Annotated in this window: 26 protein-coding genes, 1 tRNA gene and 1 riboswitch; of the genes, 16 read left to right on the top strand and 11 right to left on the bottom strand. The window is 70.8% G+C overall.

Translation table 11 applies throughout. The annotated features are described in order from the left end of the window. Nucleotides 1-343: 343 nt before the first annotated feature. Nucleotides 344-415: transfer RNA gene (locus ACIHAD_RS01770), tRNA-Arg, on the bottom strand. A 114-nt stretch (nucleotides 416-529) separates the two neighbouring features. On the opposite strand from ACIHAD_RS01770, the gene ACIHAD_RS01765 reads away from it, so the two are divergent. The 4 genes from ACIHAD_RS01765 to ACIHAD_RS01750 all read left to right on the top strand — a co-directional run bounded on the left by ACIHAD_RS01765 (nucleotide 530) and on the right by ACIHAD_RS01750 (nucleotide 2450). Beyond that, nucleotides 530-916 carry a response regulator gene (locus ACIHAD_RS01765; protein ID WP_352349704.1) on the top strand — a complete coding sequence of 129 codons (387 nt, stop codon included), beginning with the start codon at nucleotides 530-532 and terminating at the stop codon, nucleotides 914-916. 120 nt (nucleotides 917-1036) lie between these two features. Beyond that, the gene (locus tag ACIHAD_RS01760; RefSeq protein WP_397352401.1) at nucleotides 1037-1702 is read left to right on the top strand and encodes an AIM24 family protein; all 666 of its coding nucleotides are present in this window, start codon (nucleotides 1037-1039) and stop codon (nucleotides 1700-1702) included. A gap of 75 nt (nucleotides 1703-1777) precedes the next feature. Continuing rightward, nucleotides 1778-1948 carry an ArsR/SmtB family transcription factor gene (locus ACIHAD_RS01755; RefSeq protein WP_397352400.1) on the top strand — a complete coding sequence of 57 codons (171 nt, stop codon included), beginning with the start codon at nucleotides 1778-1780 and terminating at the stop codon, nucleotides 1946-1948. Next, nucleotides 1938-2450 carry a YbaK/EbsC family protein gene (locus tag ACIHAD_RS01750; RefSeq protein WP_397352399.1) on the top strand — a complete coding sequence of 171 codons (513 nt, stop codon included), beginning with the start codon at nucleotides 1938-1940 and terminating at the stop codon, nucleotides 2448-2450. The genes ACIHAD_RS01755 and ACIHAD_RS01750 overlap by 11 nt, the downstream gene beginning before the upstream one ends. Here ACIHAD_RS01750 and ACIHAD_RS01745 read toward each other — a convergent pair. The 3 genes from ACIHAD_RS01745 to ACIHAD_RS01735 all read right to left on the bottom strand — a co-directional run bounded on the left by ACIHAD_RS01745 (nucleotide 2447) and on the right by ACIHAD_RS01735 (nucleotide 4495). Next, nucleotides 2447-3211, bottom strand: coding sequence for a cellulose binding domain-containing protein (locus ACIHAD_RS01745; protein ID WP_397352398.1), 765 nt, complete (start codon nucleotides 3209-3211; stop codon nucleotides 2447-2449). The genes ACIHAD_RS01750 and ACIHAD_RS01745 overlap by 4 nt on opposite strands. Before the next feature lie 94 nt (nucleotides 3212-3305). Next, on the bottom strand, nucleotides 3306-4142 hold the full coding sequence (locus ACIHAD_RS01740; protein WP_397352397.1) for a universal stress protein: 837 nt from the start codon (nucleotides 4140-4142) through the stop codon (nucleotides 3306-3308). Nucleotides 4143-4144: 2 nt separating this feature from the next. Further along, nucleotides 4145-4495, bottom strand: a complete 351-nt coding sequence (locus ACIHAD_RS01735; protein WP_397352396.1) for a hypothetical protein — start codon at nucleotides 4493-4495, stop codon at nucleotides 4145-4147. 59 nt (nucleotides 4496-4554) lie between these two features. On the opposite strand from ACIHAD_RS01735, the gene ACIHAD_RS01730 reads away from it, so the two are divergent. Next, nucleotides 4555-5076 (top strand): glycoside hydrolase N-terminal domain-containing protein, encoded by a 522-nt coding sequence (locus ACIHAD_RS01730; protein WP_397352395.1) that lies wholly within the window; start codon nucleotides 4555-4557, stop codon nucleotides 5074-5076. 275 nt (nucleotides 5077-5351) lie between these two features. Here ACIHAD_RS01730 and ACIHAD_RS01725 read toward each other — a convergent pair whose 3' ends face one another. Then, nucleotides 5352-5972 carry a class I SAM-dependent methyltransferase gene (locus ACIHAD_RS01725; RefSeq protein ID WP_397352394.1) on the bottom strand — a complete coding sequence of 207 codons (621 nt, stop codon included), beginning with the start codon at nucleotides 5970-5972 and terminating at the stop codon, nucleotides 5352-5354. Nucleotides 5973-6008: 36 nt separating this feature from the next. Next, a riboswitch (TPP riboswitch) is annotated at nucleotides 6009-6121 on the top strand. Here ACIHAD_RS01725 and thiC point away from each other — a divergent pair. Then, nucleotides 6114-7592, top strand: coding sequence for a phosphomethylpyrimidine synthase ThiC (gene thiC, locus ACIHAD_RS01720; protein WP_397352393.1), 1479 nt, complete (start codon nucleotides 6114-6116; stop codon nucleotides 7590-7592). It overlaps the preceding riboswitch by 8 nt. A gap of 37 nt (nucleotides 7593-7629) precedes the next feature. Here thiC and ACIHAD_RS01715 read toward each other — a convergent pair whose 3' ends face one another. Next, a complete protein-coding gene (locus tag ACIHAD_RS01715) occupies nucleotides 7630-8481 on the bottom strand; it encodes an SDR family oxidoreductase (protein ID WP_397352392.1) in 852 nt (283 codons plus the stop codon). 342 nt (nucleotides 8482-8823) lie between these two features. Here ACIHAD_RS01715 and ACIHAD_RS01710 point away from each other — a divergent pair, with 342 nt between their 5' ends. The 6 genes from ACIHAD_RS01710 (at nucleotide 8824) to ACIHAD_RS01685 (ending at nucleotide 13287) form a co-directional block, all read left to right on the top strand. After that, complete coding sequence (locus ACIHAD_RS01710; RefSeq protein WP_397352391.1) at nucleotides 8824-9474, top strand: hypothetical protein; 651 nt, start codon at nucleotides 8824-8826, stop codon at nucleotides 9472-9474. Next, nucleotides 9471-9842: a hypothetical protein gene (locus ACIHAD_RS01705; RefSeq protein WP_397352389.1), complete on the top strand. Its 372-nt coding sequence runs from the start codon at nucleotides 9471-9473 to the stop codon at nucleotides 9840-9842. The genes ACIHAD_RS01710 and ACIHAD_RS01705 overlap by 4 nt, the downstream gene beginning before the upstream one ends. Nucleotides 9843-9854: 12 nt before the next feature. Continuing rightward, nucleotides 9855-11252 carry an ATP-binding protein gene (locus ACIHAD_RS01700; RefSeq protein WP_397352388.1) on the top strand — a complete coding sequence of 466 codons (1398 nt, stop codon included), beginning with the start codon at nucleotides 9855-9857 and terminating at the stop codon, nucleotides 11250-11252. Further along, a complete protein-coding gene (locus tag ACIHAD_RS01695; RefSeq protein ID WP_397352387.1) occupies nucleotides 11249-11911 on the top strand; it encodes a response regulator transcription factor in 663 nt (220 codons plus the stop codon). Before ACIHAD_RS01700 ends, ACIHAD_RS01695 begins: the two co-directional genes overlap by 4 nt. Before the next feature lie 87 nt (nucleotides 11912-11998). Further along, the gene (locus ACIHAD_RS01690; protein ID WP_397353024.1) at nucleotides 11999-12529 is read left to right on the top strand and encodes a DUF4956 domain-containing protein; all 531 of its coding nucleotides are present in this window, start codon (nucleotides 11999-12001) and stop codon (nucleotides 12527-12529) included. After that, nucleotides 12526-13287, top strand: a complete 762-nt coding sequence (locus ACIHAD_RS01685; RefSeq protein WP_397352386.1) for a polyphosphate polymerase domain-containing protein — start codon at nucleotides 12526-12528, stop codon at nucleotides 13285-13287. Before ACIHAD_RS01690 ends, ACIHAD_RS01685 begins: the two co-directional genes overlap by 4 nt. On the opposite strand, the gene ACIHAD_RS01680 is transcribed toward ACIHAD_RS01685, so the two are convergent. Continuing rightward, a complete protein-coding gene (locus ACIHAD_RS01680; RefSeq protein WP_397352385.1) occupies nucleotides 13282-14505 on the bottom strand; it encodes an acyl-CoA dehydrogenase family protein in 1224 nt (407 codons plus the stop codon). The genes ACIHAD_RS01685 and ACIHAD_RS01680 overlap by 6 nt on opposite strands. A gap of 69 nt (nucleotides 14506-14574) precedes the next feature. On the opposite strand from ACIHAD_RS01680, the gene ACIHAD_RS01675 reads away from it, so the two are divergent. Beyond that, the gene (locus ACIHAD_RS01675; protein WP_397352384.1) at nucleotides 14575-15321 is read left to right on the top strand and encodes a TetR family transcriptional regulator; all 747 of its coding nucleotides are present in this window, start codon (nucleotides 14575-14577) and stop codon (nucleotides 15319-15321) included. Between the two features lie 325 nt (nucleotides 15322-15646). Here the strand turns inward: ACIHAD_RS01675 and ACIHAD_RS01670 are convergent, their stop codons facing one another. From ACIHAD_RS01670 to ACIHAD_RS01655, 4 genes are read right to left on the bottom strand one after another with little or no spacing between them, the layout of a single operon-like run. Next, complete coding sequence (locus tag ACIHAD_RS01670; RefSeq protein WP_397352383.1) at nucleotides 15647-17608, bottom strand: DUF6807 family protein; 1962 nt, start codon at nucleotides 17606-17608, stop codon at nucleotides 15647-15649. Continuing rightward, the gene (locus ACIHAD_RS01665; protein ID WP_397352382.1) at nucleotides 17605-18657 is read right to left on the bottom strand and encodes a mandelate racemase/muconate lactonizing enzyme family protein; all 1053 of its coding nucleotides are present in this window, start codon (nucleotides 18655-18657) and stop codon (nucleotides 17605-17607) included. The genes ACIHAD_RS01670 and ACIHAD_RS01665 overlap by 4 nt, the downstream gene beginning before the upstream one ends. After that, complete coding sequence (locus ACIHAD_RS01660) at nucleotides 18654-19526, bottom strand: 5-dehydro-4-deoxyglucarate dehydratase (RefSeq protein ID WP_397352381.1); 873 nt, start codon at nucleotides 19524-19526, stop codon at nucleotides 18654-18656. The genes ACIHAD_RS01665 and ACIHAD_RS01660 overlap by 4 nt, the downstream gene beginning before the upstream one ends. Beyond that, nucleotides 19523-20413 (bottom strand): NAD-dependent epimerase/dehydratase family protein, encoded by an 891-nt coding sequence (locus tag ACIHAD_RS01655; protein ID WP_397352380.1) that lies wholly within the window; start codon nucleotides 20411-20413, stop codon nucleotides 19523-19525. The genes ACIHAD_RS01660 and ACIHAD_RS01655 overlap by 4 nt, the downstream gene beginning before the upstream one ends. A 192-nt stretch (nucleotides 20414-20605) precedes the next feature. On the opposite strand from ACIHAD_RS01655, the gene ACIHAD_RS01650 reads away from it, so the two are divergent. The 3 genes from ACIHAD_RS01650 (at nucleotide 20606) to ACIHAD_RS01640 (ending at nucleotide 23575) form a co-directional block, all read left to right on the top strand. After that, a complete protein-coding gene (locus tag ACIHAD_RS01650) occupies nucleotides 20606-21559 on the top strand; it encodes a LacI family DNA-binding transcriptional regulator (protein ID WP_397352379.1) in 954 nt (317 codons plus the stop codon). A gap of 206 nt (nucleotides 21560-21765) precedes the next feature. Continuing rightward, on the top strand, nucleotides 21766-22725 hold the full coding sequence (locus ACIHAD_RS01645) for a carbohydrate ABC transporter permease (protein ID WP_397352378.1): 960 nt from the start codon (nucleotides 21766-21768) through the stop codon (nucleotides 22723-22725). Next, nucleotides 22709-23575: a carbohydrate ABC transporter permease gene (locus ACIHAD_RS01640; protein ID WP_397352377.1), complete on the top strand. Its 867-nt coding sequence runs from the start codon at nucleotides 22709-22711 to the stop codon at nucleotides 23573-23575. The genes ACIHAD_RS01645 and ACIHAD_RS01640 overlap by 17 nt, the downstream gene beginning before the upstream one ends. Nucleotides 23576-23604 lie beyond the last annotated feature (29 nt).

The raw sequence follows: 23604 nt of genomic DNA, 5'->3' as shown, positions 1-23604 counted from the left end.
CTACCGCAATATCCCCATATGCGACAAATGGTTAGCTTAGGGATTTCAGCCATCAACTGGACCCAAGCAGTCCGCGTAGATCGCAGTCGTCGACGCGATCGGTACACCTTGATGCCGAAGGGTCTACTGACCTGCAAGCGATCTCGATCACATCTGAGGAAGCAAAGGTGACCTAGGGCCGGCTCGCCGCCAGGTCTTGGAGGGGGACTCCGTTGGTGGCCCACAACTGGCCCACAGCCAGTGAGCTACGACGAGAACGGGCGGGACTCCGTGAGACTGGAGGCCCGCCCGTACCTGCGATGTTCGCCCTGGTCAGCGGTCGGAACCGCCGGTCAAGATCTTGTGCCCCCTGTAGGATTCGAACCTACGCACCCGGCTCCGGAGGCCGGTGCTCTATCCCCTGAGCTAAGGGGGCGACGAGTGATAAGGCTATCAGTATCTGCAGACCACTCGGCACCAGATAACGCTCCTTGAACGCATCCCGCGAAAACCCCACGTGACCGCCCCGCTACGGGCTAGCTTTGCGCCCGTGAGCGACGTTCTTGGCAAAGTACTGGTCGTGGATGACGACGAGGTCATCCGGCAGCTCATCGCGGTCAACCTGAACCTGGAGGGGTTCGAGGTGTCGACCGCCACCGATGGGCAGGACTGTCTGGATCGCGTGATGGACGTCATGCCGGATGTGATCACGCTGGACGTGATGATGCCCTGCCTGGACGGGTGGGCGACGGCGGAGAAGTTGCGTACGGAGGAGGCGACCAGTCACATCAAGGTCGTCCTGATCACGGCGCGGGCGCAGGACGATGACCGGCGGCGGGGGCTGGGGATCGGGGTCGACGCGTACCTGACCAAGCCGTTCGACCCGGCCGAGCTCATTCAGGTGGTACGGGAACTCGCCTCCGGGGCTCCGAGTTGATGGGGTTGTAGAGGCGCTGGGACGGAGTGCCGGAGGCGGTGGGAGCGGCGGGAGTGGCGCCGCTCGGGCCGCGTCCGGGTGCACGTCGGCGGCGACGACCATCGACGTGAGAGGTACGACGTGCGTAGTTCTATCTTTGGCAACCTGGACGCCCAGCCGCTCCCCGGCGGGTTCGCGCTGGAGAACCGCAAGATGTTGCGGGTCCAGTTGCCGCACGAGGTGCTGGCCAAGCAGGGGTCCATGGTCGCCTTCCAGGGGCAGATGGACTTCGACTACGAGGGGGCCGGCGGGCTCGGCAAGCTGCTCAAGAAGGCCGTGACGGGGGAGGGCGCCTCCCTGATGCGGGTACGCGGCCAGGGGCTGCTCTATCTGGCGGACAATGCCGACGACATCCACCTCTTCTACCTGGAGAACGAGGGGCTGACGGTCAACGGGCGGAACCTGTTGGCGTTCGGGCCGGAGCTCAGGTGGGACATCCAGCGGGTTCAGGGGGCCGGGGTCGCGGCCGGCGGGCTGTTCAACACCACGGTGACCGGTACCGGATGGGTGGCGGTGACCACGCACGGCACGCCGGTGCTGCTGGACGTGGCCAGGATGCCGACGTTCGTGGACGGGCAGGCGGCGGTGTGCTGGAGCACGGGGTTGCAGGTCGGGGTCAACCGCACGATGAAGGTGGGGTCGTTGATCGGGCGGGGGAGCGGGGAGGCCATGCAGCTGGCGTTCCGGGGGCAGGGGTTCGTCCTGGTGCAGGCCAGTGAAGGGGTGCCGGTGGTGCAGTCGTCGTGATTCCGTCCGGGCGACCCCGAGCGGCACTTCCGCCCGCAGCGCGACGGCGACCTCGTAGGGGACGGCGTCTGTTCGTTGTTCATCGCCGAGAAGCTGGGTGTGAGCCAGCCCACCTGCGGCGAGCACCTCAAGGCGCTGGCCAAGGCGGGCCTGATCCGGGGTGCGAAGATCAAACGATGGGTGTTCCACCAGCGCGACGAAGACCGGATCGCCAAGGTCAAGGAGATGTTGAGCAGTGACTGGTGACTCGGCCGACGCCTACGCACGTCTGATCGCCGATCTCGACGCCGGCGGGGCGCGTTACCGGGTGATCGACCATCCGGCGGAGGGCCGTACCGAGCTGGTGAGCGCCCTGCGGGGGCACGGTGTGGAGCAGGCGGCCAAGTGCCTGATCGTGATGGTCAAGATCGGCAAGAAGGTGACGCGGCACGTGCTGGCCGTCGTGCCGGGGGACGCGCGGCTGGATCTGCAGGCGGTCAAGGGGCTGCTGGAGGGCACGTACGTGGCCTTCGCCGACAAGGACAGAGCGGAGGAACTGGCGGGGAGCGTCAGCGGGACGGTGTTGCCGTTCAGCTACGACCCTCGCCTTGAGCTGGTGGTCGATCCTTCGCTGCTGGAGCTGCCGGAGATCTACTTCAACGCCGCGCGGCTCGATCGGTCGCTGGCGCTGGCCACCGACGACTATGTACGGCTGGCCGCGCCGCGCGTGGCCACCATCGTGGCGGCGCCGGTACCGGCCGCAAACTAAGCCCGGGCGCAGGCAGGGGTCGGTGGGGTGTTGGTGGCGGTCCAGGAGGACAGGAAGCCGAGGGTGGTCGTGGCGCCGGGGGCGAGGGCGCCGTTCCAGGTCTCGTTCCCCACCGTCACGGACGGGCCCGTCTGCCTGAGCCGGCCACCCCAGAGCTGGGTGACCTGCTGACCGTTCGCGAACGTCCAGCCGACGTCCCAGCCGGTCATGGGGGAGGCGCCGGTGTTCGTGACGGTGACCTCGCCCTGGAAGCCGCCCTGCCACTGCCCGGTGATCCGGTAGACCGCCGCGCAACCACCGCCACCGGATGTGGGGGTGGGGGTGGGGATGGGGCCGGAGAGGGCGGCGGTCAGGGCCGGGTACCAGGCGTCGGACATCTTCTGGTCGCCGGAGGCGTTCGGGTGCACGCCGTCGTAGGTGTCGGTGCTCGTGCTGAAGCCCGTCCACAGGTCCACCACCGTGATCGGGGACTGGGCGGTGGTGGTGGCGGCGGCCCAGGCGGGGATGGCGTTGTCGAAGGCCACGACGCGTTGCGCGCAGTCGGGACAGGTGGGCGGGTTCATCGGGATGATCCTGGCGACGAGGATCTTCATGGCGGGGTTGCTCGCCCGCATCTGGTTCACCAGGGTGGTGAACGCGCCCAGGATCGTCGCGGCGGCGATGTTGCTCCACACGTCGTTGGTGCCGAGGTGCATGACGACGATGTCGGGCCTGGTGGCCGCGAGCCAGCCGGAGGACGCTGATCCTGCGCATGTGTCCACTCCCGTCCCGTGGTCTGCGCAGATGGTAGGAGCGGGCGGGGAGACGGGGAAGGCCGCCGTCCGAACGGAAGGCGGCGACCTGCGGGAACGTCCCCTACACCGATGTAACTTTCACGATCGCGAGCGGGCCGGGCGCGTGGTGCAGCATGGCCTGGCTGATCGAGCCGATGAGCATGCCCTTCAGCGTGCCGTGCCCCCGGCTGCCGACGACCAGCAGGTCGGCGCCGGACGCCGCCTCGCGCAGCACCTCGACGGGATGGCCGTGCACGACGTCCTCGATCACCTCCACTCCGGGGTGGCATTGCCGGGGAATGGCGAGGAAGGCCCGCAGGGCCTCGCGGGTCTCGCGTTCGGCCTCCGGATCGGCGGGCTCGAAGCCGGAAGCGTGCGGCCAGGCCCAGGCCTCCACCGCGCGCAGCCGGGCGCCGCGCAGCTCGGCCTCGGCGAAGGCGAACTTCAGCGCGCGCAGGCTCCCCTCGGAGCGGTCCACGCCGACCACCAGCTCCCCGCGCGGAACGGCGGGCGGATCGCGGACCAGGACGACGTCCGTCTGGGCGTGCGCGGCCACCCCGTGGGCGACCGAGCCGAGCAGCAGCCCCCGGACGCCGCCCAGGCCGCGACTGCCGACGACGAGCAGTTCGGCCTGCTCGGCGGTCTTGATGAGCGCGGCGCGGGGATCGCCGGGCACGAGCTCCGTGGTCACCTCGGCGCCCTGCTCGCGGGCGTGCCGCTCGGCGGCCGCGAGCACCTCCTGGGCGCCGTCGCGCATCCACTTGCCCACCTCCGCGTACCGGCCGGAGATCGGGTGGCAGACCCAGTCGGGCACCACGTGGGCCACGGTCAGCGACACCCCGCGCAGCACTGCCTCCTTGGCGGCCCAGTCGACGGACAGCAGTCCGGTCGGCGAGCCGTCGACTCCTGAGACGATCATGGTCAGGCCACGTAACATTCCACTTCGGCGCGGCGGTAGGCCAAGCCCTGTCTGGTGGACTCTTCGATGCACGCGCGCTCGGTCTTGCTGAGGAGCAGTTCGCCGCAGACCGTCACGCCGGAGTACGTCCGGCAGTCGAGTGAACGGTTGCGCCGGCCGATGCGGTAGTTCTCCTTGACCGCCTGCCTGCACTTGTCGCGCAGGGTCTGCGTGTCGGCGTAGCGGCACTGGGCGGTCAGCGTCCGGTATTGCTGCTTGCTCACTTCCTGCTGCTCGATGCCGTCCCCAGAGGCGGCAGCCGGTCCGATCGTGGTCAGAGCCACGATCGCGGCCACAGCGGCGATCTTCATCATAGTTCCCCTGAGGGGGTCCGTACCGCCAGGGGCGATCGTCAAACCTTGGGCTGATCGCCATGCTGACGCTCCGGTACGACGAGCCCGCCCCCGACTGGGAAGGACACGTCCTTCCGATCGGCAACGGAGCGCTCGGCGCGTGCGTGTTCGGGAACCTCGGGACCGAGCGCGTCCAGCTCAACGAGAAGTCGTTGTGGACCGGCGGTCCGGGCAGCGCGGAGCCCGGCTACCGGCGCACGCTCGACCTGGAGACGGCGGTGGCCGCCGTGACGTACGAGGACGCCGACGGCATGCCGTTGACCAGGGAATATTTCGCCTCGCACCCGGCGGGCGTCATCGTCGGAAGGCTGACCGCGGGGCCCTCGGGACGGGTGGGGTTCACGTTGCGGTTCGGCACCGCGCACCCCGGCGGGGAGGATGTGACCGCCGAGGCGGGGCGGCTGCGCGTCCGGGGCGTGCTGACCGACAACGGCCTGGTGTGCGAGGGCCAGGTCCAGGTGCTGACCGAGGGCGGCACCCGTACGGACGAGGGCGACCGCGTCGTCGTGACCGGCGCCGAGAGCGCGGTGTTCGTGTTCTAGGCGGCCACCGATCACGCGCCCGTCCACCCCGGCTACCGGGGCCCGTACCCGGCGGCGCGGGTCACGGCGGCCGTGGACGCGGCGGCGCGCCGGCCGCACGAGGAGCTGCGGGCCGAGCACGAGGCCGACCACGGGCCCTGTTCGGCCGGGTACGCCTCGACCTCGGCCAGGTCATGCCCGATGGGCGGACGGCCTCCCGGTCGAGGTCAGGCTGTCGTCGGCGCGCGGCGGGGCCGCCCGGCTGCGCGGCCCCGGGTTCGCGCTCGACCTGGAGACTAGGGCGGGGGAGCGTTACGCGCTGTCGCCAGCACGCTGAACCACGTGCGGTGGGTGACGCTCGACTCGTGCCAGGCGACCGCGAACCCGGCCGCGTCCAGCGCCGCGAGCAGGTCGCCGGCGTCGCGGTTGACGAACCAGCGCTCGTACTCGGTCCGGTACGGCACCGGCTCCCACCCCTCGCGGTCGCCCAGAGCGGTGGTCAGCGCGAGCACCCCGCCCGGGCGCAGCGTCGCGTGCCAGGCCCGCAGCGTCGGCACGGTCTGCTCGGACGGCACGTGCACGAGGGCCGCGGCCGACCAGACGCCGTCCAGGGACGCGGGCGCCAGCGGCGGGTGCCGTAGATCGCCCAGAACGATGGGAACGCCTCGCCCGGCGGCGAGCCTGGCCATCCCGATCGACAGGTCCACGCCCACGGTGGACAGGCCGCGTCCGGTGAACCAGGCCGACTCGCGCCCCGGGCCGCATCCCAGGTCGGCGACCGTGGCTCCGGCGGGCAGGGATGTGGCGAACCGCTCCCGGAAGGCCGCGAACGCGGGTAGAGGGTCGGTGAACTGCTCGTCGAACTGGTCGGCGATGTGGTTGTAGGTGGCTGTCGTGTGCGCAATGGGATCAGACATCCTCTTGATCCTGCCACGCGCGGAGTTATGATCGCGGTTGACCAACGCGGGAGCCCGGTGCGGACCGGGCTGAGAGGACGGCTGTCAGCCGCCGACCGCCAGAACCTGCTCCGGATAATGCCGGCGAAGGGAGTTTGCGCGATGAGCGACGCGCGCTTTTCCAAGATCCACATCGGTGACCTCCAGGTGCCCATGCGCGAGGTCAGGCTGTCGAACGGCACGTCGGTGCGGCTCTACGACACATCCGGGCCGTCGCGTACCGACCGCTCGGCGTGGGGGTCGCCGGTCACCCAGCTCGGCGCCGCGCGGCGCGGGGTGATCACCAAGGAGATGGAGTTCGTGGCCGTCCGGGAGGGCATGACCCCCGAGTTCGTACGGCAGGAGGTCGCGGCGGGCCGGGCGGTCATCCCCGCGAACGTCAACCATCCCGAGTCCGAGCCGATGGCGATCGGCAGGAACTTCCTCGTCAAGATCAACGCCAACATCGGCAACTCGGCCGTCACCTCCTCGGTCGAGGAGGAGGTCGAGAAGATGACCTGGGCCACCCGCTGGGGGGCCGACACCGTCATGGACCTGTCCACCGGGCCGAACATCCACGACACCCGCGAGCAGATCATCCGCAGCTCGCCCGTGCCGGTCGGGACCGTGCCGATCTACCAGGCGCTGGAGAAGGTGGGCGGGCGTCCGGAGGCGTTGTCGTGGGAGGTCTACCGCGACACGCTGATCGAGCAGTGCGAGCAGGGCGTCGACTACGTGACGGTGCACGCGGGCGTGCGGCTGGCGTACGTGCCGCTGACCGTCCGGCGCAGGACCGGGATCGTCTCGCGCGGCGGGTCGATCATGGCCGCCTGGTGCCTGGCCCACCACCGCGAGAGCTTCCTGTACGAGCACTTCGACGAGATGTGCGCCCTGCTGGCCCGCTACGACGTGACGTTCTCGCTGGGCGACGGGCTGCGCCCGGGATCGATCGCGGACGCCAACGACGAGGCCCAGTTCGCCGAGCTGCGCACGCTGGGCGAACTGACCAAGGTCGCGCACGCGCACGACGTGCAGGTGATGATCGAGGGTCCCGGCCACGTGCCCATGCACAAGATCAAGGAGAACGTCGACCTGCAGCGCGAGCTCTGCGACGACGTGCCGTTCTACACCCTCGGCCCGCTCGTCACCGACATCGCCCCCGGCTACGACCACATCACCTCGGGCATCGGCGCCGCCATGATCGCCTGGTACGGCACCGCCATGCTCTGCTACGTCACCCCCAAGGAGCACTTGGGCCTGCCGAACCGGGACGACGTCAAGACCGGCGTGATCACGTACAAGATCGCGGCGCACGCGGCGGACCTGGCCAAGGGCCACCCGCAGGCCCAGGCGTGGGACGACGCGCTCTCCGACGCCCGGTTCGAGTTCCGCTGGGAGGACCAGTTCGACCTCTCGCTCGACCCGGACACCGCCCGCGCCTTCCACGACGAGACCCTGCCCGCCGCGCCCGCCAAGACCGCGCACTTCTGCTCGATGTGCGGCCCGAAGTTCTGCTCGATGAAGCTCAGCCACGAGGTACGGGCGGGCATGGCCGGCAAGGCGGCCGAGTTCACCCGCAAGGGCGGCACGATCTACCTGTAGCCCGCCGCGGCGACCGGCTACCTGTAGCCCGCCGCGGTCAGCCGGGCAGCGTCTCGCCGCCGATCGGGGCCAGCACCTCGCCCGTGTAGTACGAGGACAGCCGGTCGGCGGCGAAGAACACGTACGAAGGGGCGATCTCGTCGGGGTCGGCGGCCCGCTTCATGGGCACCTGCGCGCCGAACTTCTCCACCTTCTCCTCCGGCATCGTGGCCGGGATCAGCGGCGTCCAGACCGGGCCGGGGGCGACGGCGTTGATCCTGATGCCGCGCTCGACCAGGTTCTGGGCCATGGAGTAGGTGAAGGCGTTGATCGCGCCCTTCGTCGCGGCGTAGTCGATGAGGTTCCTGTTGCCGCGCAGGCCGTTGATCGAGGAGGTGTTCACGATCGCGCCGCCCTCCCGCAGGTGCGGCAGCGCGGCCTTGGTGACGCGGTAGTAGCTGTGGATGTTGACCGCGAACGTGTGCTCCCACTGCTCGTCCGGCAGCTGCTCCAGCGAGTCGACCGGTGCCTGGTAGGCCACGTTGTTGACCAGCACGTCGAGGCCGCCCAGCTCGGCGACGGCCTGCTCCACGACCGCCACGCAGTGGTCGCGGTCGCCCAGGTCGCCGGGCAGCAGCACGCAGCGCCGCCCCTCCCGCTCGACCAGCCCGCGGGTGTGGTTGGCGTCGTCGTGCTCGTCGAGGTAGGCGATGGCGACGTCCGCGCCCTCCTTGGCGAACGCGACCGCCACCGCCCGGCCGATGCCCGAGTCACCGCCGGTGATCAGCGCCTTCTTGCCCGCCAGCAGGTCCCTGCCCTCGTAGCCGCGCATCTCGTCGCGCGGCTCGGGGGACATCTCGCTCGTACGGCCCGGGTACGGCTGGCTCTGCGGTGGTGGTGTCTCTGACATGTCCGGCGATCTTCCCTCGGCGGGGTATCGGTAACGTCATGCCTTGCCCAGATCAGTCCTTTCTGAAGAGCTGTACCTCCTTCCACACCCTTTTGTGCTCGACCAGCCTGGTGTCGAAGACCTTCGTCCCGGCCTCCTGGGCGTACGTGGCCAGTTCGCCGCTCTTGGCGCGCTTGAGGAAGCCGGCCTGCTCCTTGAGCCGGGCGCGGACGGTCTCGACGGCGGTGGCCAGCGTGTCGCCGTCCTCCCAGCGGTCCAGGTCGGCGGCGAGCAGGTTGGCCGCCGCGGTCGCCCTCGTTGACCGTCGCGAAGGGCATGAGGTTGCGGAACGACAGGTAGGCCATGGCGGCCGTGGGCGCGTCGGAGGCGTTCGGCACCGAGGCGGCCTCGTCGAACATGCTCGCGAGCTGGCGTCCCTCGATCTGCTCGGCGGGCAGCAGCGCGGCCAGTTCCATGACCCGCGACTGGAGGTCCTTGCGCACGGCCTCCTTCAGCGCCTTGACCGCCTGGGGGCCGGTGGCGGCGTCCGAGACCAGGTGGTTGGCGTGCTGCGTCTCGATCGCCCAGGCGGTGGTGTGGCAGCCCATCCTGGCGACGCCCGGCGGGGCGGGCGCGCGCCCGTTGATGACCAGGGACTCCTTCAGCGCCGGGTCGAAGTCCACCACCAGGTTCGTGTCGGCGGCCTCGGACGCCCAGGTGGCCGGCCTCGGGTCGACGGCGATCGGCGGCAGGCCGGCGAGCCGCGCCGTGATGCTCTCGATCAGCGGCGGGAACTCCTGCGGGACCGTCCTCTTCGGGAACAGCTCCGGGTACTCCCTGCGCAGCGCCCCCTCGAACTGCTTGACCATCATCTCCGCTGGGCGGCCGGCCGAGCTTGCCGTCCACCGGATCGGGGGTGGTGACCAAGCTCGACGTTCCGGCCGGCCGGATGAGAGGTTCCTCATCCGGGGCTCAGGGTGGTCTCCTCGGGAGGGCGCACGCTCGACCTCATGAAACGCGTGATGCTCATTCTCGTGGCGCTGACGGCGGCGGGGTTCCTCTCGGCCGGGTGGGTACGGGCGGCTGACGACGGGCCCGACTTGGGGGAGTCCGTCACGGTCTCGTCCTCGCCGGGGACGCCGGTCGGCGACGTACGGCCGTTCTCGTCGCCGGGAACCGAGGCGGAACCCGTCAAGCCGCCCGCGCCGAAGCCCGGAGGCGGCGATGATGATGGCGACGACGACCACCATCGCGCCTGGGCCGGCGGAGACGACGACGACGCTTTCAAGGGCGGCGACCACGATGACGATGACGACGATGACGATGACGACGGCGACGACGATGACGACGGCGACGACGATGACGACGACGGCGACGACTGAGCGGGGGGTCGGATGCGGGTGAGTGCCCGCGCCCGGATCGTGGGCTGGATGCTCGCCGTGGTCGGCCTGGCCCTGGCGGTCTCGATCTTCGCGACCTGGACCGTCCTGCTCGCCCGCCTCGACGACCGGATGAACCTGGAGTTCACCAACGAGGCCGAGAAGCTGCGCAGGTACGCCGCCACCGCCCACGATCCCCGTACCGGCCGTCCGGTCTCCGACGTGCGGGAACTGCTCACCGGCTACCTGGCGATCAACTCGCCCGACCGCTGGGAGACCTTCTTCAGCATGGTGGACGGCAGGGCCGACCGGATCACCGCCGTCACGCCCCCGGCCCGGCTCGACACGGACGAGGAGCTGGTCAAGGTCCTGGCCTCGGCCACCAGCCCCGCCTACGGCGACACCGAGAGCGTCGAGGGCACGGTCAGGTACGCCGTCATCCCGGTCAGGGTGGCGGCCGACCCCCGTCCCGGCCACTTCGTCGCCGCCGTCTTCTACGACCGCCACCGGGGCGAGATCGTGGACGCGGTCGGCGTGCTCGGGTTGTCGGCGCTGGCCGCGCTGGCCCTGGCGGGGGCGGCGGGATGGTTCGTGGCGGGGCGGGTGCTGGCCCCGGTGCGGCTGGTCAGCCAGACGGCCGAGCAGATCAGCGACTCGGCCGACCTCACACGCAGGCTCAAGGTGACCGGCGACGACGACGTGGCCGCGCTGGCCGCCACGTTCAACCACATGCTCGACCGTCTGGAACGTTCCTTCGCCGTGCAGCGGACGTTCGTGGACGACGCGGGGCACGAGCTGCGTACCCCCATCACGGTCATCCGGGGGCACCTGGAGCTGATGGGGGACGACCCGGCCGAGCGGGCGGAGACCCTGGCCCTGGTCACCGACGAGCTGGACCGCATGAACCGGATCGTGGACGACCTGCTCACCCTGGCCAAGGCCGAGCAGCCCGGGTTCCTCGCGGTCGAGGAGGTCGAGCTGGCCGACCTCACGGTGAGCGTGGTGGCCAAGGCTCGGCCGCTGGGCGACCGGCGGTGGCGGGTCGACCAGGTGGCCGAGGCGCGGATCCCGGCCGACCGGCAGCGGCTCACGCAGGCGCTCATGCAGCTCGTGGTGAACGCCGTACGCCACACCATGGACGACGATCTCATCGCGGTCGGGTCGGCCGTGCGGGACGGGCGGGCCGAGCTGTGGGTGCGCGACAGCGGGCCGGGCGTCGCGCCCGCCGACCGCGAGCGCATCTTCGGCCGGTTCGTCAGGGGCGCGGGACGCACCGGCGCCCACGACGGGGCGGGGCTGGGGCTGGCGATCGTCAGGTCGATCGCCGAGGCACATGGAGGCGGTGTGAGAGTGGCGGACGTCCCGGCGGGGGGCGCTTGTTTCGTGATGACGTTGCCGCTGGTCAGAGCATGAACCGGATCCTGATCGCCGAGGACGAGAGCAGGATCGCGGCCTTCCTGGAGAAGGGCCTGCGCGGGAACGGCTTCGTCACGGCCGTGGTGACGGACGGCGTCGCGGCCTACGACCTGGCCGGTTCGGGCGGGTTCGACCTGCTCCTGCTCGACATCGGGCTGCCGCTCAGCGACGGGTTCACCGTGCTGCGGCGGCTGCGGGAGTCGAAGGTGGCCATCCCGGTGATCATCCTGACGGCCCGGGGCGGCGTGACCGACACGGTCGCCGGGCTCGAAGGGGGCGCCGACGACTACATCGCCAAGCCCTTCGCCTTCGAGGAACTGCTCGCGCGGGTCAGGCTGCGGCTGCGGGCCGACCGCACGCCCGAGCCGACCGTCCTGCGCGTCCGGGACCTGGCGCTCGACCTGCGGACCCGGCGGGCGCACGTCGGGGACCGGGTGGTGGACCTGTCCACCAGGGAGTTCGCGCTGGCGGAGATCTTCTGCCGGCATCCCGACCAGGTGCTGACCCGCGAACAGCTCCTCAGCCACGTCTGGGGCTTCGACTTCGACCCCGGCTCGAACGTCGTGGACGTCTACGTCCGGTACCTGCGCAGGAAGATCGGCGCCGACCGCATCGAGACCGTGCGTGGCACGGGCTACCGGATGAGAGCCACCTAATGGGCGCCTCACGGCTCCCTCACCGGCGAGCCGCAAGCTGGTGGGCATGAGAACGAGGGGCAAGACACCGTGACGGCCGGACTGGCGATGGACCTGGCGGCGATCACCGTCCTCGCCTACGGCCTGTACTACCGGCGACATCACCGGCGCGACCTGCTGTTCGCCTACGTGGCGCTGAACCTGGGCATCTTCGCGGTCGTCTCCCTGCTGCTGGTCCAGCGGGTGGACCTGGCGGTCGGGTTCGGCCTGTTCGGGGTGTTGTCGATCATCCGGCTGCGGTCCAGCGAGATCACCCAGCAGGAGATCGCCTACTACTTCGTGGCGATCGTCCTCGGGCTGGTGAACGGCATCGCCTCGCAGCTCCCGCTGACCGCGTTCCTCCTGGACGCCGTGCTCCTGGCCGTCGTGTACGTCGCCGACCACCCCCGCCTGCTCGGCCGCACGAGGCAGCAGGTCGTGACGCTGGACGTCGTGCACGCCGATCACGAGCTGCTCAGGGCCGACCTGGAGAGCCGGTTGCGGGGCCGCGTCCTGCACTGCGTCGTCACCCAGGTGGACTACGTGCGCGACGTGACCGTGGTGGACGTGCGCTTCCAGATCGCCGAGGTGGCCCGGTGAGGGACGCGAGCGCGCTGATGGCCGGTGTGGCCGCCGGGCTGCCGCCGGTCGGGCTGGAGGAGGTGCCCGAGCTGATGAGCCGGGTGGACCGCAAGTACGTGGTCAGCGTCCCGACCATGGTCAGGCTCGCGGCCGAGCTGGGCGACCGGTTCTCGGTGTTGCGGATCGGGGCGCTGCGCCAGTTCCGTTACACCTCGACCTACTTCGACACGCCCGACCTGCTGACCTTCCGCCACCACCGGCAGGACCGGCGCCGCCGGTTCAAGCTGCGTACCCGCACGTACCTGGACGGGGGCGGCCGGTGGCTGGAGCTGAAGCTGAACGGCACGCGCGGCAACACCGACAAACACCGCATCCCCTACGACGCCGCCCCGGCCGGCGAGCTGACCACGGAGGCCATGGAGTTCGTCGGCGACACGTTGAGCAGCGAGCTGAGCGTCGTCGTGCCCGACGCGCTGGGGCCCGTGCTGTCCACCGACTACCGGCGGGTCACGCTCGTCGACCGAGCCGGGCAGGCCCGGCTGACCTGCGACACCGGCCTGCTCTGCCACGACGGCGGCGGGGGCGTGCCCGCCCGCCGCGACCGGGTGCTGCTGGAGTCGAAGTCGGCCGACGGGCGGGCGGCGGTGGACAGGGTGCTGCGCGGGCTGGGGGTGCGGCCGGTCAGTGTGAGCAAGTACTGCCTGGCGGTGGCCGCGCTCCGGGGCGTCCCGGCCAACCGCTGGCAGCCCGTCATGCGGGGATATTTCGCGCTATAGCGGCAGGCCGCCCGTCGCCGCGCTCGTCGAACCGGTCGCCTGGTAGGCCGCGATCGTGCGCTCGGCGATGCGCATCTGGTGGATCTCGTCGGCGCCGTCGGCGAAACGGGCCCAGCGGGCGTGCTGGAACATGTTCGCCAGCGGCGTGTCGGTCGAGTAGCCGAGCGCGCCGTGCACCTGGATCGCCCGGTCCACGATCCGGTTGAGACTGTTCGCCACGAAGTGCTTGGCCATCGACACCTCCGTACGGAAGTCCTCGCCCTTGTCGATCTTCGAGGCGGCGTGCAGGACCATCAGCTTGCACTGGTAGAGCTCCATGGCCGAGTCGGCGATCAGCCACTGCACGCCCTGCTTCTCGGCCAGCAGTGAGCCGTGGCTGTAGCGGTTGAGCGCCCGGTCCACCATCATGTCCAGCGCCGTCTCGGCCTGCGAGATCCACCGCATGCAGTGGGCGAGCCGCGCCGGGCCCAGCCGGTACTGGCCGAGCCGGTGGCCGTTGCCCCGGCCGCCCAGGATCGCGCTGTCGGGCAGCCGGAGGTCCTCGATCACGATCTCGCTGTGGCCGCTCGAACCGTGCATGGTCTCGACCTCGCGCACGTCCTTCCAGCCCGGATTGGGCAGGTCGACCAGGAAGGCCGTGTTCGCGCCGCGCGAGCCCTCGGGCACGTCCTTCTCGGTGCGGGCGATGAGGATGGCGAAGCTCGCCCGGCGGGCGTTGGAGATGAACCACTTGTGACCGTTGATCACCCATTCGTCGCCGTCCTTGACCGCCTCGGTGCGGATCAGGGTGGGGTCGGACCCGGCGACCTCGGGCTCGGTCATCGCGAAGCACGACATCTGGACGCCGTCCAGCAGCGGCCGCAGGTACTTCTCCTTCTGCTCGTCGTCCGCCCAGTGGAGCAGCGTGTGCATGTTGCCCTCGTCGGGGGCCTGGCAGTTGAGCACCCACGGGCCGATGCGGGTCTTGGCCGCCTCCGACTGCACCATGGCCAGCTCGACGTGGCCGAGGCCCATGCCGCCCCACTCCACGGGCATGTGCGGCAGCCACAACCCCTCGGCCTTCGCCCGGCGGCGCAGCTCGAAGATCGTGCGGAGGTAGGCGTCCCGGTCGCCCTCCTCCACGCCGGACATCGTCGGGATCACGGTCTCCTGGATGAAGGACCTGACCCGTCCGCGGATCTCCTCGTGTTCGGGGGCGAGAGTGAAATCGATGGCCATGACTCTCCTTCGGCGATTTCACCGATAGTACTATCGGTGAAAGCACGCACAAGTCCCGTGAGGCGAATCGTGACCAGCACACCGCTCAGCAGAAGCGAGTCGAAGGACCTGACCCGGCGCAGGCTGATCAGTGCGGCCCTGACGCTCCTCGACGAGGAGGGCGAGGCCGGCCTGACCACGGGCAAGGTCGCCAAGGCCGCCGGCATCGCCCAGTCGAGCTTCTACGTGCACTTCAAGGACATGCAGGAACTGCTGCGGGTGCTCGGCGAGGAGGGCGGCGACCGGCTGCGCGGGGAGATGCGGGAGGCGCGGCGCAGGGCCCGCGAGGCGCCCGACGACCTCGAACGCCACCGCGACACCTTCCGCATCCCGCTGGAGGCGATCTGCCGCCACCCCGAACTGCTGCGCATCCAGCTGCGCGCGCGGCACGACCCGTCCTCCTCGCTGCGCGACTTCGCCGCCCGTACGGCCGCGGCCTACCGCGAGCACCACGCGGCCGACCTGGCCGCGCTCGGCTACACGGCCGGCGACGAGCGCGACCGGCGCCGCCTGGAGATGATCGCCGAGGGCGTCAACGCGGCCACGAACGCCCTGGCCATGGGCCACCTGGAGGGCCGCTACCCCGATCTGGACGAGTGCGCCGACATCCTGGTCGCGCTGTCCAGGGGCGCGCTGCGCCTGCTGCGGCACGAGTCGGGCGGGGCGGCGCAGCGGGGTGAAGGCCCAGGTCATGCGGGGCTCGACGGCCCAGCGGAAGAGCCCGCGCACCCAGGGGGTGCACAGGAGAGTGGCGGTGACGACGCCCAGCAGGAGTGACAGCGGCAGGCCCAGGCCGAGCCGCTCGGCGCCCTTCACCACGAAGCCGTGCAGCAGGTACGCGTACATGGTGGCCGGCGCGTGGGCCAGCGGCGCGTCGCGCTGGTCCTCGATCAGGTGACCGCACACGACCAGCACGATGGCCAGGTACTTCGCGTTGTCGAAGAACGGATCCCTGGCGGTGGCGGGCCGGGCGATGACGGGTGCGTTCACAGACTCCGCACCCTGGCCGCGGCCCGCCGAACCGCCGGGAAACCGGGAAACCGGGAATGAGGCTTACCGAAGAGCGGGTGTCAGGCGCGCTCCCCGATCATCAGAGCGGGTGTCAGGCGGGCTCCCCGATCATCGCCTCGACGGCGGCGGCCAGCGCCGACGCCGACGGCCCGTCGAGCCGCCCGTCGGCCACGACCGTGACGACCCGCCTGCTCAGCGCGTCCTCGACGACGAGCGGGCGGTCCCACGCCAGCGCCTGTCCGACCCCGGGATACTCCGCCACCCGCACGAACCAGGGGTCGTCACCGGCCTGCACGAACACCAGCGTCCAGTCCCGCCCGTCCGGCTCGGTCCCGGCCATGGCCACCCAGCGGGCCCGGCTGCCGTGCACGGCGTCCTCGTCCCCGGGGAAGGTCACCCGGCCGGAGGAGGCGCCGGGCGCGCGCCAGAAGAACCCGCCGTAGCCGGCGCCGGCCCGGCCCTTGGTGGCCGAGCTGTTGACCTCCAGCGGCGAGCCGGTGAGGTTGGTCAGCATGAACGTGAGGTCGAGGGCCCACACGTCGCCGACCGGCCGGGCGGCGACCGTGCGCCGCTCGTGGGCGATCAGCCGGTCGCCGGGGCCGATCCACTCCAGCTCCTCGGTGAAGCCGTCGTCGGCCAGCCGGGTGAACGCGACGTGTCGCTGCCTCCCGTGGTCGTCCAGCCAGGCCGGGCCCCGGTCCCTGACGTAGGTGCGGCCGCCCCAGAAGTTCACGCCGCCCAGGTCGGCGATCGCCACGCCCGCGCCGAGGTGGTGCACGTGGTCGTCGGGGCGCACCTGGGTGACGGTGACGCCGCCGAGCGTGCGCACCGGATGCAGGTACGGCCGCGGCGAGTCGGTGACCGGCAGGTCGGGCCGCCATTCGTAGGCCGCGACCGGCGTGCCGGCCACCCGCAGCTCCACCTCCGTCCAGGGGGCCCGGAGCTCGGAGTAGAGCGCCAGCTCGTCGGCGCTGCGGGCGGTCAGCTCGGCGATGCCGGGCAGGAACCGGTGGGTGACCTCGCCCGCGTCGTCACGCTCCACGACCTGGTGCCGTTCGGCGATGGGCAGCGGCTCGGGGGCCAGCCGCACCGCGTCCAGGACCTGGGTGAACGTCTCCGTACGGGCGAGCGGGACGAGCAGCTCGGCCCCCGTGCGGATGTGCGCGACCAGGTTCTCCAGCAGCCCGTCGCGCTCGTGCACGGTGGTCTCCACCGAGCCGTCGGCCCGCTCGACCCGCAGCTCGTCCAGCGTGTACGTGAGCGTCGCCCGCCCCGCCTCCCCGTGCACCACCAGGTACGGCTCACTGCGGCCGGTCGCGCACAGCGACACCGCGATCGTGATCATCGGCCCGCCCGCGATCCGGACGCGCAGGCAGGAGGTGTCGTCGGCCTCGATCGGGTGGGCGTGGTAGAGCTCGGTCTCGACCGCCTCGATCGGGCCGTCCACCACGGCGAGCGCGGTCGCGACGGCGTGCGCGAAGGGGTTGGTGAGCGCGCCGTCCACCACGTCCACGCCGTCCAGCCGGCGCCGCCCGGCCCAGGACGAGCGCGTGAAGTACGACGAGGGCCGCTCCCACGCGCCCGCGCCGCCGATGCCGCGGATCCGGCCGAGCGCGCCGCTCGCCATCAGCTCGCGCAGCGCGGGGATCGCCCGCGAGCCGAGGCTCTGGAAGCCGACCTGGCAGGCCAGCCCGGTCTCGGCCACGGCCGCGGCGATCCGCGCGTGCGCCTCGGGGCTCGCCGCGGGCGGCTTCTCCAGCAGCACGTGCGACCCGGCGCGCAACGCCGTGACCGCGAGGTCGGCGTGCGTGTGGATCGGGGTGCAGACGATCGTGACCTCGGCGCCGGTGGCGGCGACGAGCTCGCCCAGGTCCGCCGACCGGGGCAGGGGGGCGCCGTCGAACTCCACCGGCCGCACGTCGCAGATCCCGGCCGGCTCGACCAGCCCGGTGGCCGCGAGCCTGCGCAGGTTGTCCAGGTGATGCCGCCCGTGCCCGTGCGCTCCCGCCAGGACGACCTTCACGGGGTCCGTCTTCACAGGGTCCGTCTTCACGGGGTCCATCGCAGCCCCAGCCCCGCGTGGCCGCCCACGCGCAGCACGCCGTCCGTGATCTTCACCGGGTACGGCTCGGCCAGCAGGCCCAGCCGGCCGAACGAGGCGTCCTCGACGTCCTCGGCCAGCGGCGGCAGCGGCAGCGCCAGGGCGAGCTGCCCGGACACCTCGCTCAGCAGGTGCGGATGGACCGGCACGCCGAACGTCCTGGCCAGCTCCGCGATCCGCAGGAACGGCGTGACGCCGCCGACGCGCACGACGTTCGGCTGGACGACGTCGCAGGCCCCCGCGGTGAGCAGGTCGCGGAACCCGTACACGGTGTAGACGTTCTCGCCCACCGCGACCGGCACGTCGGTCGAGCGGCGCAGCTCGACGTGCGCGGTCACGTCGTCGGCGGGCAGCGGCTCCTCGATCCAGTGGAGGTCGAACTCCCGCAGCGCGGCCAGGGCGCGCCTGGCCCGGTGGAGGTCCCACCGCTGGTTCGCGTCGATCATCAGCAGCCGGTCGGGCCCGATCACCTCGCGGACGGCCGCCACCCGGGCGACGTCCTCGGCCAGCTCGGGACGGCCGACCTTGATCTTGACGCCCCGGTACCCGGCGGCCACCCAGCGCCGCGCCTGGTCGGTCAGCTCCTCCAGGGAGTAGTGCAGGTTGACGCCGCTGCCGTAGACCGGTACGTGCTCGCGCCGCCGGCCCAGCACGTCGGCCAGCCCGGCGTCGCCGCAGCGCAGGTCCCACAGCGCCAGGTCGATCGCGGCCAGCGCGACCGTGGTGATCCCGCCGGGGCCGGCCTCGCGCAGGTGTCGCCACAGCCGGTCCCACACCAGCTCGGGGTGGGCGGGCAGCCCGATCAGCGCCTCGCGCAGGTCGTGCTCCAGCAGGGCCCGCACGGCGTGCGCGCCGATCTGCGGCGTCCAGGAGAACCCGGTGCCGGTGCGGCCGTCCGCCAGCGTCACGTGGCAGACGATCACGTGGTTGGCCGGCACGTCCGGGCCCCACGGGCGGGGCAGCGGGACCGTCCGCAGCTCGGTCCGCAGGCCGGCGATCACGAGGCCGCCAGGGCGAGCCCGGACCTGATCAGCGCCTCCAGCTCCGCCAGGTGGTCCCCGGCCACGTCGACCAGCGGCGGGCGCACCGCGCCGACGTCGAGGCCGCGCAGCCGTACGCCGGCCTTGACCAGGGCCACCGGGTAGCCGGGCACCTTGTCGCGCAGGCGGACCAGCGGCGCGTAGAACCCGGTCAGCAGCCGCTCGTCGCCGTTCAGGTACGCCACGGCGATCTCGGGGGCGAAGGCGAAGACCGCGCTGGAGTACAGGTCGACGCCGATGCCGCGGTAGGCGGGCATGGTCAGCTCGGCCGTCGGCAGGCCGTTGAAGAACAGGAAGTCCGGGTGCTTCTCGCGCACCGCGAGGACGGTCCGCTGCATGCGGTCGATGTCGCCGAGCCCGTCCTTGAGCCCGATCACGCCGGGGACGCCGGCCAGCTCGACCACGGCGTCCGGGGCGAGCACGACCGCGCCGCGCTGGTAGACGATCACCGGCAGCTCGGCGGCGACGGCGGCCACGTACGCCGCGAACCCGCTCCCCGGCCCCTGCGTCAGGTACGGAGGCATGAGCAGCAGGCCGTCGGCGCCCGCCGCGCGGGCCGCCCGCGCCTGGTTCAGCGCCGCGCCGATCGGGCCGCCCGCCCCGGCGAACACCGGCACCCGCCCGCCCACGACCTCGGTGGCCACCCGGACCGCCCGCGCGTGCTCGGCCTCCGACAGGGCGGAGAACTCGCCGGTGCCGCAGGCCACGAACACGCCGCCGGGGCCGTGTGCCATGCCCCGCCGGATGTGCTCGGCCAGCACCTGCTCGGCGAGCGCGCCGTCGGCGTCGAAGGGGGTGATGGGGAAGAACAGCACACCGCTGAGATTCATTCGGATTCCTTCAGTTCGGTTCGCCAGCTTCGCTTGGGCTCCCAGCCGAGCAGGCGGCGCGCCTTGTCCGTCGAGAAGGCGGGAGCGGTGCCGGTGAGCCCCGCCGCCAGCTCCTCGGTGCCGGGCACGGCCTGCGGGAGCAGGTCGGCCAGCGGTTTCCTGGCCAGGGCGTCGGCCGCGCCGGCGAAGAAGACCTCGCCGCCCGGCAGCTCGGGCAACGCCGCGATCAGCACGGCGAACAGCTCGCTCGCGTCACGCGCGTCGATGTAGTTGAACAGCGAGACGCCGCCGATCTCCGGCTGGTCGAGCCGTTCCCTGACGGTGTGGCCCGACTGCGTGGGCGCGCCCGCCCACTCCTCGGGCGGGATGACGAAGCACGGCCGGACGGCCGCCATCCTCGTCCGGCCCGCCCGCGCGAACGCCTTCATGGTCTGCTCGGCCACCAGTTTGGACAGGTTGTAGGCGTTCCAGGGCAGCGCCGGGTGCTCCTCGTCGATCGGCAGGTACGCCGGCGCCCAGCCGCCGGGCGCGCCGTACCCGATCACCGTGGGGCTGCTGGCCACCACCACGCCGGACACGCCGAGCTCCACCGACGCCTCGCAGACGTTGAACGCGAGCCGCGTGTTCACCTGGAAGATCACTGACTCCGGCCGGCTGAACGGCGTCGCGATGGCCGCCAGATGGATCACCGACTCCGGCCGGAACCGGGCGATGACCTCGTACGCCTGGCCGGTGTCCGTGAGGTCGGCCGGTGACGTCGCGGCGGCCTCGACCGGCGTGCCGGGGGCCTGGTCCACGCCGATCACCTCGTGCCCGGCGGCGGCGAGCGTGGTGACGACGCTGCGGCCGAGGCGTCCGGCGCTGCCGGTGACGAGCACTCTGCTCACCGTGGGGGACTCCTTCAAGACTGCAAACAGTTGCACTAAACCTATGGGTCACGCAGGGCGAGGCGTCAAGAGCCGATTTCTGGCCATGCCGTCTAGCTGGGAATATGTCGTGCCGCCGGTAGGCGGGCGGGTCGGCAAGCGCTTTCATAGTAGCCCTGGTGTCTGCAAGCGGTTGCGTTAGGGTGGGCGACTGTGACAGTGACGATTCGTGATGTGGCCCGCGCTTCCGGTGTGCACGTATCGACCGTGTCGCGGACGTTCTCCGCGCCGCACATGGTGAACGCCGCCACCCGTACCAGGGTGCTGACGGTGGCCGAGGAACTGGGGTACCGGCCGAACAGGGCGGCGAGGGCGCTCACGACCGGGCGTACCCACAACCTGGGGCTGATCGTGGCCGACATCGCCAACCCGTTCTTCCCGCCGCTGATCAAGGCCGCGCACGCCGCGGCCCGGCAGCGCGACTACCACCTGTTCGTGGCCGACACCGACGAGGAGCCGGCCGCCGAGGAGGAGCTGATCCAGGCGTTCTCCAAGCAGGTGGACGGCGTGGTGCTGTGCAGCCCGCGCTCGTCGAACAAGGCGCTGGAGCGGCTGGCCGAGCGGGTGCCGTTCGTGGTGATCAACCGCCGGCTGCGCGGCGCCGCCACGGTCCTGATGGACGTCGGGCACGGCGCGCGGCTGGCGGTCGAGCACCTGGCCGCGCTCGGCCACCGCCGCGTCGCGCTGCTGTCGGGCCCGGCGGGCTCGTGGACGAGCGGCGAGATCCGGACGGCCGCCGAGCGGGTGGCGGGCGTCGAACTGGTGGTGATCGGGCCCAACCCGCCCACCGAGCGGGGTGGCCTGGCCGCCGCGTCCGGGGTGCGCGAGGCCGGGGTGACCGGGGTGCTGGCCTACAACGACCTCATGGCGATCGGTCTCATCGAGGGGCTGGGCGAGCTCGGGTTGAGCGTGCCGGAGGACGTCAGCGTGGTGGGCATCGACGACATCGTCCCTGGGCGGCTGAACCGTCCCAAGCTCACCACGGTCGCCATGCCCACCGCGGCGGCCGGACGGCTGGCGGTCGATCTGCTCATCCAGGAGGTGAGCGCCGCGACCTCGCTGGAGACCCGGCTGGTGTTGCGGGAGTCGACGGCGCCGCCCCGATGACCTGCAAACGGTTGTACTAAATCGCAGCAATATTCGTCCTACCTATCCATGGTAAGCGCTTGTCACCAGGGAAAACGCTGTGTCGATATATCGATAACGGCGATGTAACGTCTGCAAAGGGTTGACGGAACTTTCCTCACAGCTATAGGAAAGCGCTATCCATTCACATCTCGCCGGAAGGTCCGTGATGACGAATGAGTTCCGTCATGGCTGACTCGGTGGCGGTGAGACTCCCGGACGCCGCGACCCCGCCCGAGCGCGGAGACCGTCGGGCGTCCAAACGTTCCCGCCACGAGGCGCGGGCCGCCTACCTGTTCCTGGCGCCCTGGTTCGCCGGTCTGCTCGTCATCACGATCGGTCCCATCGTCGCCTCGCTCTACCTGTCGTTCACCGACTACAACCTCCTGGAGGAGGCCAAGTGGGTCGGGTTCGACAACTACGTCAAGATGTTCACCGAGGATCCCCGTTACCTGAACTCGCTGAAGGTGACGACGATCTACGTGGTCGTCTCCGTACCGCTGCAACTGGCCTTCGCGCTCGCGCTGGCCCTGGTGCTCGACCGCGGGCTGCGCGGCCTGTCGCTCTACCGGTCGATCTTCTACCTGCCCTCGCTGCTGGGCGGCAGCGTGGCGATCGCGATCCTGTGGCGCAAGGTCTTCGGGGCCGAGGGCCTGGTCAACGCCGTGCTGTCGGTCTTCGGGATCCAGGGGCCCGGCTGGGTCAGCGACCCCGACACCGCCCTCGGCACGCTGATCATCCTGCACGTCTGGACGTTCGGCGCCCCGATGATCATCTTCCTGGCCGGGCTGCGGCAGATCCCCACCAGCTACTACGAGGCCGCCTCGGTGGACGGCGCCGGCGTGTTCCGCCAGTTCCGCTCGATCACGCTGCCGCTGCTGACGCCGATCATCTTCTTCAACCTGGTGCTGGAGATCATCAAGTCGTTCCAGTCGTTCACGCAGTCGTTCATCGTGAGCGGCGGTTCGGGCGGACCGGCCGACTCCACGATGTTCAACACGCTCTACCTCTACCTCAAGGGCTTCAAGAGCTTCGACATGGGCTACGCGGCCGCCATGGCGTGGGTCCTGCTGCTCATCATCGCCGGCCTCACCGGGGTGAACTTCCTCGCGTCCAAGTATTGGGTCTTCTATGGCGACACCAAGTAGGCCGCTGCCCGTCCTGTTCCGCCCGTTCAAGGGCGGCCGGGTGGTCAAGCACGTGCTGCTGATCGGGTTCGGCCTGGTCATGCTCTATCCGCTGCTGTGGATGATCTCCAGCTCGCTCAAACCGGAGGAGCTGATCTTCCGGCAGCCCGGCCTGTGGCCCAGCGAGGTGACGCTGGAGAACTACACCGAGGGCTGGACCGCGCTGAAGCACCCCTTCGGCTACTACCTGTGGAACTCCGCGGTGATCACCGTGCTGTCGGTGGTGGCGAACCTGGTGGCCTGCTCGCTGGCCGCCTACGCCTTCGCCCGGCTGAACTTCCCGCTCAAGAAGCTGTGGTTCACCATCATGCTGGGCACGATCATGCTGCCGCACCACGTGCTGATCGTGCCGCAGTACATCATGTTCTCCAAGCTCGGGCTGATCAACACGATCTGGCCGCTGGTCATGCCGAAGGTGCTGGCCACGGACGCGTTCTTCGTGTTCCTGATGGTGCAGTTCATCCGCTCCCTCCCCCGGGAGCTGGACGAGGCCGCCGAGATCGACGGCGCCGGCTACTGGCGCACCTTCATCAGGGTGATCATGCCGCTCTGCACCCCGGCGCTGGCCACGACGGCGATCTTCACGTTCATCTGGACGTGGAACGACTTCCTCAGCCAGCTCCTCTACCTCAACAACCCGGACAACTTCACCGCTCCGGTGGCACTGCGCACTTTCCTCGACGCCAGCAGCGACTCGTCCTGGGGCCCGATGTTCGCCATGTCGATCGTCGCGCTCGGGCCGATCTTCGGCTTCTTCCTGGCCGGCCAGAAGTACCTGATCCGTGGTGTGGCCACCACGGGACTGAAGTAGTTCCCCCACCCCCCGACACAGAGAAATCC

This window comes from Nonomuraea sp. NPDC052265 (assembly GCF_044547985.1).
In the GTDB taxonomy this organism is placed as follows: Bacteria; Actinomycetota; Actinomycetes; order Streptosporangiales; family Streptosporangiaceae; genus Nonomuraea.
This window is presented reverse-complemented; position numbering and strand designations above follow the sequence as displayed.